Source organism: Hydrogenimonas thermophila, from assembly GCF_900115615.1.
Lineage (GTDB): Bacteria > Campylobacterota > Campylobacteria > Campylobacterales > Hydrogenimonadaceae > Hydrogenimonas > Hydrogenimonas thermophila.
This window is the reverse complement of the sequence record NZ_FOXB01000003.1, coordinates 25,218-38,250: the sequence shown is the minus strand read 5'-3', so window position 1 is coordinate 38,250 and position 13,033 is coordinate 25,218. Positions and strand designations below refer to the sequence as shown.

General features: G+C 33.6%; 8 protein-coding genes. 3 read left to right on the top strand and 5 right to left on the bottom strand.

What is annotated here, in order from left to right; all coding sequences use genetic code 11:
* Positions 1-16: 16 nt before the first annotated feature.
* Positions 17-1,117: a tyrosine-type recombinase/integrase gene (locus BM227_RS01525; protein ID WP_092910399.1), complete on the bottom strand. Its 1,101-nt coding sequence runs from the start codon at positions 1,115-1,117 to the stop codon at positions 17-19.
* Positions 1,118-1,528: 411 nt separating this feature from the next.
* Here BM227_RS01525 and BM227_RS01520 point away from each other — a divergent pair, with 411 nt between their 5' ends.
* From BM227_RS01520 to BM227_RS01510, 3 genes are read left to right on the top strand one after another with little or no spacing between them, the layout of a single operon-like run.
* Complete coding sequence (locus BM227_RS01520) at positions 1,529-2,734, top strand: TolC family protein (RefSeq protein WP_092910396.1); 1,206 nt, start codon at positions 1,529-1,531, stop codon at positions 2,732-2,734.
* Positions 2,727-3,740: an efflux RND transporter periplasmic adaptor subunit gene (locus BM227_RS01515; protein ID WP_092910393.1), complete on the top strand. Its 1,014-nt coding sequence runs from the start codon at positions 2,727-2,729 to the stop codon at positions 3,738-3,740. The genes BM227_RS01520 and BM227_RS01515 overlap by 8 nt, the downstream gene beginning before the upstream one ends.
* Positions 3,737-6,808 carry an efflux RND transporter permease subunit gene (locus tag BM227_RS01510; RefSeq protein WP_092910391.1) on the top strand — a complete coding sequence of 1,024 codons (3,072 nt, stop codon included), beginning with the start codon at positions 3,737-3,739 and terminating at the stop codon, positions 6,806-6,808. Before BM227_RS01515 ends, BM227_RS01510 begins: the two co-directional genes overlap by 4 nt.
* Before the next feature lie 5 nt (positions 6,809-6,813).
* Here BM227_RS01510 and BM227_RS01505 read toward each other — a convergent pair whose 3' ends face one another.
* From BM227_RS01505 to BM227_RS01490, 4 genes are read right to left on the bottom strand one after another with little or no spacing between them, the layout of a single operon-like run.
* Positions 6,814-9,417, bottom strand: coding sequence for a M14 family zinc carboxypeptidase (locus BM227_RS01505; RefSeq protein WP_092910389.1), 2,604 nt, complete (start codon positions 9,415-9,417; stop codon positions 6,814-6,816).
* Positions 9,418-9,427: 10 nt separating this feature from the next.
* Positions 9,428-10,948: a helix-hairpin-helix domain-containing protein gene (locus BM227_RS01500; RefSeq protein WP_092910386.1), complete on the bottom strand. Its 1,521-nt coding sequence runs from the start codon at positions 10,946-10,948 to the stop codon at positions 9,428-9,430.
* Positions 10,949-10,963: 15 nt separating this feature from the next.
* A complete protein-coding gene (locus BM227_RS01495; RefSeq protein WP_342707879.1) occupies positions 10,964-11,875 on the bottom strand; it encodes an ATP-grasp domain-containing protein in 912 nt (303 codons plus the stop codon).
* Positions 11,868-12,983, bottom strand: coding sequence for a M20 family metallopeptidase (locus BM227_RS01490; RefSeq protein WP_092910381.1), 1,116 nt, complete (start codon positions 12,981-12,983; stop codon positions 11,868-11,870). The genes BM227_RS01495 and BM227_RS01490 overlap by 8 nt, the downstream gene beginning before the upstream one ends.
* Positions 12,984-13,033 lie beyond the last annotated feature (50 nt).

Here is a 13,033-nt window from a genome sequence, read left to right as displayed (position 1 = left end):
TTTAAAATGTTAACTTTTAAGAAAAAAATAAACCTTTAACCGCTTCCCGTCCGCTATCTGGTGCTAACTTTGCATACCTCAACGTCATATTTATATCTTTATGATTCATAAGCCTTTGAATTGTGTATATTGGAGTTCCATTAATAGCTAAATGACTTGCAAATGTATGTCTTAGCGTGTGTATAACTACTCTGTTTTTACGGTCGTTTGGCTTCAATCCTTTATTAAAGAGATTATCCAATATTCGTTTTAATGGTACTTGTATCTGTCGTGCTGTTAGTGGTTCACTATTGCCACTTAAAATATAATCATTTGCTTTTAGTTTTGGTAGTAAGTCACCTAATAAAGAGTGAAGATTATTATTTATAAATCCTGTATAGGTACTATTGTTTTTAAAGTCTTTTAGCTTTATTGTCCCACTGTTTAGATCAATATCTTTTTTTTGGATTGCAAGTATTGTTTCAAGTCGTCCACCTGTTGATAATGCAAGATTACAAAAAAGATAAATCATTGGATTGTCTTTAACTGTATCAAGCAATAATTTAACCTCATCAACATTCAAAAAGCGTTCTCTTGCATTGTCCACTTTAAGGCGTTTAACTTTTTTAGCTGGGTTGTTACCTTTAAATAGCTCTTTCTCTATAGCTACATTAATGATAGTTGATAGTAAGTTGATTATATGATTTACAGTTTTTAGACTGTATCCCTCATCTATTTTTTGTTTTTGTAGTTTTTGTATTGCCTCTGGAGTTATAGAGGCTATTGGAATAGCTCCAAATGTTGGTTTAATATGATTCTCATATCTGGCTATTTCATCGTGTAATGCTCTATTGTGTAGCTCTCTATCTTTTATATAGAGTTGATATGCATCATCCAAAACCTTACTTTTACGTATCTTTTTTGCTTCTAGTGGGTCTTCACCTAATCTAATTTTATTAATATACTCATTCCTTTTATTGTAAGTGTATATTTCAGTAATACCTGCTGATTTTTTGCCAACTGTTACCCATACTTTTTTACCCCCTTCATCTTTGTAAGTGAATGAATAGCTAACATCTCCATTTGCTAACTTGTTAAGATATACTCCCTGATACTTCTTGCTTTTTACCCTTGCCATATTATCCCCTTTAGCCTTTGAGTGCTTTATATTTTGCTACCCTATTGCTACCCAAAATATAAATTACTTGCTAAAAGTATAGAAAACTTTATATAATAGCAAGGTTAACTAAATGCCTTATTTTAGGGATTATTACAAATAAATAGATAACATTAAGAAACTTTAGAATATCATTCCTTTAGGGTTCAAATCCCGCCACTCCGACCATTTCTTCATCTACTTTAAATCCATGCAAATTTACTACTTCTTATATTTATACAAATTAAAACTTGACCATTTTTATAAGATTAAAAAATTTTCATATTTCTTTCATATTCAAATAATCTTTCTATTTCATAATCATAGTGGTAAGAGAGCTATTCCTACTCCATTTTTGCTCCTTGCCAAATATTAATTGAAGGATACTCAAAATTGACAAAAATAGTAAAAAGTTTTGCTCTATTTATCATCATACCTTCTGCTCTATTGGCTTCAAATTCTATTGTTGAGTATGTAAAAACTGCACAAAAAAGATTGTCATTAGAAGATCAAATTCAAATGATCAACAAAGAAAAAAATCTTAGAATATCAGCTAAAAAACTTCAGAGTTTTGCCAATTTTTCAGTAGATATCCAATATACACAAACAAAAGATCAACTCCTGCCTAATTATTTTCATACAATAGATTATTCATTAAGTGACAACATTGACATATTTAATAAAAATAGTCTGATTATAGAAAAATTGTATCTTGAATCAGAAAAGTCAAAATATCTTATTTGGCAGAGAAAAGAGCAACTCTTTTTATCACTTGTTAATATGATTGCTGCTTATCATCGCATACATAAGTTGTTAACACTGCATCAACGATTTTATAATGAACAAAAAGAGATATTGACAAAGCTTACAGAAGCATATAAAGCAGGTGCAATACCTAAAATTGAGAGTGAAAGATTTGCCAATGCTCTTACACTTTTTCATGGACGTATCGTTCAAGAAGAAGAGCTTGTTAAAAACCTTAGCCAACGATTGAATCTTTATGTCCCTGATCAACCAATTCCAAATTTTGAAGAAGTATCTATTCATACCGATATTTCAAACTTCATTAAACAAAATCCACTTCTTAGGTATAAAAAAATTGAAAGCAAAATTGCAAACAAAGAGGCAGAGTTTATTAAAAAAAGCTGGTTGCCTGATGCTGTAATAGGTGCGGCTTACCAACAAAACAGTGATCCCACTGCAAATGGTAACAATTACTCATTTTTTACCGGTATTCACATGAACTTTGACAGTGGATTAAAAAAAGAGGCTGAAGCTGCAAAAGTACAGGCTTTAAGAGTAAAAAGTGAAGAAATTTCTCTAAAAATTAAAGAACAAGAGCGTTATTTAGATTATCTTGGAAAAATTCAAGCAGCTAAACGTAAAGAGAAGATACTTAAACCAGCACTACAACGTGCATTATTGACAATGCAAAGAGTTAAAACAGCATATTTGAAACACTATATTGACTTTAACAGTTACCTTCAAACACTTCAATCACTACTCTCAATTCAAGAAGAAGAGATAGATGCTCTCATTACAAAGCAAAAAAATATTGTCATTCTAAATACCCTAAGCACAGGAAAAATATATGAATAATCCTCAATATATTCTCATTTTAATTCTTACATTTTGCAACACGCTTTTTGCACTATCGTCACATCATGTAAAAGTAAGTGTTGTTGAACCTAAAAAAGCTGAACTGCCAATAGAAGTAAAGGTAAGAGGCATTGTAGAGGCTGAAATGGCATATGGTGTCAATACACAAGCTGAAGGTATTTTACATAACCATGTCATAAATGCACAGCAAGTAGAGAAAGGTAATGTTATTGCAATACTAGAAAACCCTCAGTTAAAAAAGAGTATCGGTCGTTTAAAAGAGCAGATCGAATTAATACAAAATGCCATTAATATTGAAAATAAAAAACTAAAAAGTGCAAAAGAGATGCTAGATCTTGGCATTATCAGCAATAATGACTACTTATCTCAACAAAACAGACTAAATAGTAAAAAATTGGAGTTGACAAAAGCTAAAAACAAACTTGAAAAGATGACTATACAATATAAACAACTTGTTATAAAAGCACCATTTTCAGGCTTTGTAACTGAATTAAAAGCAGATGGTAGCTATATTGGATATGGAGGTTATGTTTGTAAAATTCAAAGCCAAAATATGCAAGTAAGACTCTTTGTACCTCATCTATTTGCTAAAAAACTGTACACAGGTGAAACAGTCTCTTTAAAAGTTGATGATCAAACCATAAAAGCTAAGATAGTTGAAATCCTTCCAAAAACAACTGACAACCTTGTCAATGTTATTGCAAAACCAAACAAACCGTTACCTGCCAACTTAAATATTGAAGCAGATATTATGACTAAAAAAATTAGCGGATGGATTATTCCAAAGCAATCTATAGTTCTAATAGAAAACAGACCGGCAATTTTTATAATAAAACAAGGTATTGCCAAACTCCACTTTATAACTATTCAAAAAGATATGGTAAGTAGAGTGCTTGTAAGCGATAGACTATCACCATCCGATAAAATCGTACTTAAAAATGCTTATATGCTTCATGACGGTATTGCTGTGGAGATTGTTAAATGAGCAAGTACAATACCAAAGGTAGAGAATTTTTTCTATATATTCTTAAAAACAAACTAGCTATTTTGCTGATTATCTTCTTATTGGCAGGTGTCGGTTACAGACTCTCATACTCTATTCCAAAAGGCGTTTTTCCAAACCTATTTTTCCCCCGTATTGAAGTTAGTATTGACAATGGATATACACCAATTCAACAAATGCTCTTTTCTGTTACAAAACCAAGCGAAGAGGCGCTTAAAACAATACAGGATGTTGAAAAAATAGTATCTTCAACATCTATTGGCTCGACTAATATAAGCATATATTTTAATTGGAATATTGACCCATATTTAGCCTATCAGTTGGTACAGGCAAGGGTGGCAGATATTAAAAACCGAATTCCTTCTAATGCTAAGATTACCATACGGCAGGCTACACCAAGTATATATCCGGTTGCCATTTATGCTATTGGCTCAAACAGTATCTCACGTGCAAAGTTGAGTGAAAAACTATATTATGAACTAAAACCTGTTTTTCTATCTATTCCAGGTATTTATGATATAGAGATGAAAGCACCTGAATGGAGTGAATATAAACTTCTATTAGATACCAAAAAAATGCACGGATACAACCTTGACGTGCAAACAGTTATCGATCAACTAAAAGCACAAAACATCATAGAGTTTTTAGGATTGATAGAAGATTATCATCGCCAATATGTGTTATCACTCTATCAAAAGAGTGATGATGCTTCAAAGCTCCTCAATCTTGATATTGCTTTACCAAATGGACATGCTATTAAGCTAAGTGATATATCACTTCTTGTAGAGCGTACAGCTCCTATAAAAGCTTTTAGTGCCACAACAGGATTTAAAAACAGTGTTGTATTTAATCTTCTGCGTCAACCAAATGCAAATGCTATTGATGTTGTCAATGCCTTTAATGCAAAACTAAAAGAGCTTGCTCCAAAACTGAAAAAAGAGGGAATAGAAATAAGATCTACATATGATGGCACAGACTTTATTAAAGAAGCCATTCATAGTGTTCGAGATGCTATTATTTTAGGTGGAATCATTGCTGTACTCATTGTCTTCTTTTTCCTTAGAAAAGTAACACTCTCTTTAGTCTCTTTATTGATTATTCCTATCACATTTCTCATTACAATGATTGGTATGAAGCTTGCAGGGATCGATTTCAATATCTTTTCATTAGGAGGAATGGCGGCAGCACTTGGAAGTTTGATTGATCATATGATTATTGTCATAGAGAATATAGAGCGACACTTCAAGCAAGGAGTTTCAAAAAAAGATGCTGTCATAGAAGGCTCAAAAGAGATTTTACCCATTATGACTGTCGCTACACTTTTGGCAATACTTATTTTTCTACCACTACTGCTTGTTAGTGGAATTGTAGGACTCTTTTTCAAACAATTAGCATTTGTACTGGTTGTAACATATATCATATCTCAACTTATTGCTGTCTTTCTTACACCAATCATTGCATTCATAGCACTGCCGGACAAAAAAGATGAAAAGACAAATATAATGGATGCAATGGTTCTGAAATATAAAACCTTTTTAAATCGTTCAGTACATTATGCTTGGATCTCAATTCCTATGATTTTGTCAGGATTTGGATTGAGCTTTTATCTGTACAAAACAACACCTTCAACATTTCTTCCAAAATGGGACGAGGGAAATATTGTTGTAGATATTGTATTGCCACCAGGAACATCACTGACACAAAGTCAAAAAGAGTTTACAGCCATCAGCAATATTATTGAAAACATACCAGAAGTTGATCAGTGGACAATGCGCATAGGCACATCACTCGGACAAATATCCACACAATCAAATGAAGGAGACTTTTTAGTCACACTCAAAAAAAATCGAGAGCGAAGTTCATTTGAAATAATTGAAGATTTACGTAAACAGATCGAAGCTGAAGTACCAAATCTTGAAGAGCTTGGACTCTCTCAAGTTCTCGAAGATCGCCTTGGAGATATTATGGGAGCTGATGCTCCCATTGCTGTAATGCTTTTTAGCTCCGATCCAGATGAATTGATGCAACAAGGCTATCGGCTAAAAGAACTTTTAAAACCTCTAAAAGGTGTTGAAGAGGTTAATATTCTTACATCTTACGCTTCACCATCTATCAATATCCGTCTTAAACCAGATTCCAAAGCTATCTATGGCATTGATGAAAAGAGTGTTGCTACACAGATTAGAAGCCTCTACTATGGTAAAAGTGTTGCTTCTGTAGCTCAAGGCGAAAAGCTAATCAATATAAGAGTATTAATGAGTCGTACCGATAGAGACCCGATTGACTATTTGCAAAAAGAGCTGTTTATCTACTCTCCTTTGCTTAAAAAGAGTATTCCACTTTTTAAAGTCGCTGATATAAGCTATCAAAACAGAGTTGCTGAAGTCACCCATTTTAACCTATCACCTGTCTGCATTTTGGGTATCCGTTTTATGGGTAATAATATGTCCAGTATTGTCCATTCTATCCAACAAGTTTTAGCACAAGCAAATTTACCTTCCAATATTACAACTGATATTAGCGGTTTTTACAAAGAGCAGCAAAAGTCATTTAAAGAGATGACCTATGTCATTATTTTTGCGATTCTCATTATTTTTACAGGTTTACTGCTCCACTTTAGTGATATTCGCATAGCTTTCAATATTTTGACAGCTATGCTTTTAACACTCAGTGGTATATTCTTAGCACTTAAATTAACAGGCAAACCACTTGATATTACTGCTTTTATGGGTATGCTTATTGTACTTAGTATCGTCATTAACAATAATGTACTAATTTATGATTTTTACAAAATGCATACTGATAAGGATAATGATGAAATGAAACGCCTCATTGATGCCATTGGAGTAAGAGTACGTCCTATTTTAATGACAATGCTCTCTAATGCCTTTGCAATGCTACCGATCGCTTTGGCTATTGGTAGCGGTACAGAGGTGATACAAAATTTAGCCATAGCCATTATGGGTGGACTCTTCTTTGCAATTATTGTCAATCTCTATGTAATGCCTCTATTTTTTATATTTTCTATTAAAATATTGCCAATTAAATAAGATTATCAACCACTGTTTTTGGGCTGATACTCTAAAATAACTGGCTCACTGAAATTTGGTACATCATCATAAGTAAAAACTGCATAGTACTTTTTCACATCTAAAGCTCCAAAATCATCATATGTCCATTCATCAGGACCACCATATAGTTTATCTCCATCATAAGGAGATATTGGCTTTCTAAATCTATTTTTTATAACAAAAACCCCTTTGAAGTCTTTATCTTTTGGATTTTTCCAACTTAAACGCACTTTTCCATTTTCAATTTTAAAGCTAAGGTTTGTTACAGGTGATACAGGTCGTCTTCGTTTATGAAGATACTCTATTACCAATTTTGGAGTAAACTCAGGATGAGAACTATGCCACTCTATAACAGAGTTTCTCGTCAGTTTTTGTGCACTACTTGGTCGAAGTAAAAATGCAATAGATTTTTTATCTCTTAACCTATTGCCAAACTCTTGAATTGCATATGTATCAAAAACAAAAACCTGCTCTTGATTTTTTAATTCACTCACACTGACATCATAACCTATATTTTCTATTATGCGACGTGCTTTAATAGCTTCATAATCTCGTTCTGCATCTGCATCTATCATCTCCAAATGAAAACGTATGTTATCTTTGGCATACACTTTTATTGGGTTTAAAACTACATAAGCACGAGTAATCTGCATAAACTCCCAGTCTGGAAGAGAACCTAATTCAAAATCAAATGTAGCATAAATCTTTTTACCATTGCTGTCAAAACCACTTAAGATTTTTCCATCTTCAATGCCATCTGCACATACTGTAAAACTTTGTTTTGGAAAAAGTTCCATTCTATTTGGTTCAAGCGTATAGGTAATTTCAAGATGAGGTCTAAAAGCTAATCCTCCACCAAACTTTCCATATCCTATATCCCACTGCATCATTTGAGAAGTACGGCCTATACTTAATGTTTTAGGACCTTCAATTCTAAAGACAACCTGTTCATTGGTAATCTGCTCCTGCAGTGCTTTGCACTCAACCTCGCTAAATTCCCAACTTCGCCAAATTCCTTGTGTCAAATGATTTGAGAGAGTAGGGCGACCGACATATGAACGAATTTTCATTGATTCAACATCTTTAAAAGAGGTTAAATCTTTAATACTCTCAGGATCTACAATGCCAATATCCCACTCTCCAAACTTCTCTACAGTTACACCTACACGATTCATAGGGTAAAGACGCAAACGAGCCCGTTTTATAACAGCATTTTTTGGAATTGTTTTAAGAGGAATTGTAATAACAGAGTAACTTATACCTTTAGTCTCATTTATACCTACAAAAAGTGAATTTACTCCAAAATGTGATGCATTATCTTTTGACTTTTGTGCAACATAACCGGTTTTATCTGGAGTAGGAAAATAGGTACGGTGAAATTCATCATCATCTACATGTGTACGTATTGCCAATACAGGAGCAAATGGTGACTTTTGTCCACTCTTTTTATTTACAGCTCGAATATGATAAAAGTATGGTGAATCACTTTGCAAGTTACTATCTGAAAAACGGTTTGCTTGTGTAAGTCCTATTAGGTTAAAAGGGCGACAATATGACTTTTCACGTCTGCTTCTGTAAATCTCAAAATAGATTTCATCACTCTCTTTACAACAAGAGTATGGCTCCCACTCAAGAGTTACATTGTCAATACCGACATATGTGGCACGAAAGTTTTCTGGTCTTGGCATAACAGTCTCTATTGCATAGTTTGGAACCTCTTTAAGGCAAGTCAAGAGTGCCGGTATATGCTCTCTTATATGCTCTATCATATCATCAAGATAGTCAGAGATATTTCTTGTTCCTACTTCTACAACAGAAGCTATTATACCTTTTGAGTAGTAAAATTCACGTCCACTACCACTAATAAGCTTTGTCGGTGGTTTGCCTTGATGTATGCCATACTCTCTGTCACTTATCTTTCTAATCTCTTCAGCCATATTGGCACAAAGTACATTCATATCTGTCGTATCTATTGTATCTTCATGCCTAAAATCGTGAGCAGGGAAAAATACATTTCCTTGTGAATGATAATCGAGTGCAATTGCAATATTTTTATGACTCTCTACAAAGTCACGAATAGCTCTTGTTTCAGGTTCGCTAAAAGGTGCAGGACCTCCATAAACATTTGATGACGGATTATTACTTTTAACAAAACCTACTGGAAAGTTTCTGTTAAGATCAACTCCATAACTGCCATCTGCATTTTGTCGACGATTTTTACGCCAAAATGAGAAATGATTTCTAGAATACTCAAATCCATCAGGATTGGCGCATGGAACCATATAAATAGTTGAGTTTTCCAATGCTTCCTGCACTATATGATCATAAGCTATATTACGATCAACATATTGTGCAAACCCTATAGCTAATTCCAAACCGATCCACTCTCTAGCGTGAATAGTACCTGTAAAAAATAGTGCCGGTTTTGTATCAGCAATTTCAATATTTTGAGTGATAGTAACAGCTATAATTTCACGTTTTTCCCAAGTTTGACCTATTACTTCAGTACGAAAAAGATCTGGTCTTCTAGACTCTAACTCTTTAAATAGTGCTACCGCTTCATCATAAGAGTGGTAAAGTTGTTTCAATCGATATCCTCTATTTTATAGCAATATGGTTACGAATTTTATCAAGTTTCTTTTTACCAAGACCTTTTATTTTCAACATATCTTCCAATGTCTCAAAAGGACCATGTTTTTCTCTAAACTCTACAATTTTTTCAGCTAACTTTTTACCAATTGCTTTTATCTTACTCAATACTTTTACACTAGCTCTATTTACATCTGCCTTACTGTGTAAATCTTCTGCCCACACTTTTAGTGTTTGTTTATCAATACCTTCAACTTCAAGCAATTCATCAATGCTTTTCATATCATGGCTCTGAATATATTTTATAACTTCAACTGCAATCTCCTCTTCCATTCCATGAAGTGTCATTAACTCTGTCAATGTCACGCTTTCAAGTGACATTTCATTATTATCAAGAGTGCTATGCTTTTTCTCTCCACGTTTTGCTTCATCTTTAACAACATCAGGAAGGTCTGCTTCATCTTTAATATTTTCCAAAAGATGACTATTGTCAGGTATGTCTTCCGGCTTACTCTCTTCTGTCAACTCTATATCCCACTTTCCATCTTTGTCGTTAAGATAATATGCTCCGTCAGCAGATGGAATATATTTGCTAAACTCAATATGACGCATAGTGCGAAGTAAAGATGAGTTGATTTTTCCAAGCTCTTCCCAGCTATAGAGTGGAATATGTGGTTTTTTGAAGTATCCATTGCTAAAATCCCACATAAGATACTGTCCTATCCAATCACGAAAATATGGGAAAGCTGCAAATGCAGTAGCACACTCCAAAATATAATACTTTCCATCATATTCAGCAATATCACAGGCCCAATACTCAGCTTTTGCAGCTTTTGATGCTTCTACTGCTAACTCAAGTGCACCCATAGGAACACCATCATAAGTCATATATCCACCTTGAGAAGTATTGGTAATCTCCATATCTTCACCTGCAACACGCCAAAAAGCACAAGCAGGTTTGTGACCAATTAACATAACACGAATATCTGCACGAAGAGGTATGCACTCTTGAATATACATAGGCATATACTTCTTCTCATCAAAAAGTTTTTTTGCTTCCTCTTTTGACTTCACTTTGTGAACATAGTAACCACCATAATTAGAAGGACCGTAAGAGCGTTTTACAATAATAGGATATTCACACTCTTCAAGATACTTATATCCTTTTTCTTTGTTATAAAAGATTTTTGTTTTAGGATGAGAAAGATTATGTTTTTCACAAAATAGAGTAACATTCTCTTTTGATTTATTGGCAAATTGTGTCTCTAATGAAGGAACAAATCTCACATGTGGCAACTCTTTTGCAATCTCTCTAAATGTTTCATATGCTGTTGCCGGAATATTTCCTATAAGAATATCTATTTTTTTACGTTTTACCTCTTCTATAAAACGATCTTTATCATTTCCCCAATGGTAAACTACCTGCTCAATTTTGTCTGGCCAGCCTTTAAAGTTTGATCTATCAAAAAATCGTAGAACATAATCTAAATATAGAAGCCCAAGTTTTGGAAGCTTTTTTCTTTTTGCCATCTTTTTTCCTTTTAACTATTTTTTCACTGTAGTTTTTTTATCAATCAGATCAACTATTTTGTCAATCTTTTTATTATTAAAATCTAGTCCCATCTTCTCCTGCTCAGGAGTAGCAAAAGCTGGAATACCATTTACTTCAAGAACTAAATACTCCTTTTTCTTTTTATCATATATAATGTCAACACCTGCAATCTCAAGTCCCGTAATTTTTGCAGCACGTTTTGCCAAATCTACAACCTCTTCATTTGCCTCTCGCAAAAATACACTGCCTCCACTTGTAACATTGGTACGCCAATCTGATCCATTTGCCTTTCGTCCATAACATCCGACAAACTCTCCATCAACAATGTCTATGCGAAAATCTGTCTTATCATAGTCTATAAACTTTTCTACATAGAAAAAGCGTAAATCCATCTGATTTAAAAATGGAAGAAGAGTATCTAGTGTTGCTTCATTATCAATCTTTGTTAATCCAACACCACCCCAGCCATCTGTAGGTTTGTAAACCATCTGTCTCCACTTTTTAATAAACTTCTTAAGATGTTTTGAGTCATCTCTGTGACATAGTCTAAAATCTGGTGTTTTTATTCCACTGTTTCTTAATAGATAGTTTGTTTGAAATTTATCTTCTGTAAGCTCAAAAGAATCAAAATTATTGATGCAAGGGATTATGTTGTTCAATGCTTTGTATAGATACATCTGATACTGTGTCTGCTCTCCTGCATTATAGCTGAAGAACAGATCAAGCTCATCCATATTTACACCATTACATTTAATATGCTCACCTTTAACATAAGCATCACGCAGATTTAATCCTGTTATAGCTTCTATATTTCTCTCTTTCAGCTTTTTGACTATCTTTTTTTCAATCTTGTCACCACCGCCATTTTGATACATCCATATTCCAACTCGTCTCTTCTTACTCACAGATTCGCCCCTTTCGTTGGTGATATATTAATACCTTTGTCATTAACTCTATTCGTTCATCAAAACTACTTTTCAAAGCCCTCTCTTTTGGAGTATGATCTCCATCACCAAAAGGACCTAAACCATCAATAGTTACAACCCCACACGATGCAACAATATTGGCATCACTTACTCCTCCACGTTTTTCGGTTGGTAAAGTTTGTCCTGAAATATGTTCCATTGCTTTAACAAGTTTGATTTGACTACTATTTGGCTCCATAACATCACGTTGTATTGATCCACTTAATCTTGCATTTGTTCCTTTAACAAAACTTGTCTTGACTATTTCATCTAATGCATTGATCAAGCGTTTTTTCTCACTATAATCAGCATAACGGAGTTCTAGAAGTAGTTTTGAGTAGGGACTAATTGTATTTGCGCCTATACCACCTTCAATTTTTCCCACATTGACCGTTGAACCTTTTTGTAAATCAGTTAATGAGACAAGTTTTTGAAGTTTTATTGCAGCTTCAAGGTTTGCGTCATACCCTTTTTCATAACTTGTACCCGCGTGAGCAGCTTTACCGTCAATAGTAATCTCAAATGTTCCAATTCCTTTACGACCGATTACAACATCCATATCTTTACCGGCCGCTTCAAATACAAAACATTTGTCATACGACTTTGCAATCTCTTTTGTCAATTGTTTAGAATCATCACTTCCTGTCTCTTCATCACTGACTAAAAGAAAGTCAATATCTTCAATATAGCCAAGTTTTTTATATATTGTTCTAAGTGCCTCAATAGCTACAATATTTCCACCCTTCATATCACAAACACCAGGTCCATAAACCCAATTTTCATCTTCAGTAAATCCTTCAAAAGTACCGGGCGGGAAAACTGTATCTAAATGTCCAAGAAGTAAAATTTTTTCTCGTTTATCACTTTTTTTGGAGAGAAAATGGAGATGATCACCAATCAATTCACGCTGATAAACTTCTGTTTTAAAGCCTATCTCTTCTAACCACTTTCTAAAAAGATTACCTGTATTATCTACGCCTTTTTTATTAGCTGTGTATGAATTAATACAAATAACCTCTTTTAAATCTTTTTTCCATCTTTTTTTCACATCATATGTCCAAAAAATAATTTAAGTAGATAATAGCATAAAAATTGTTA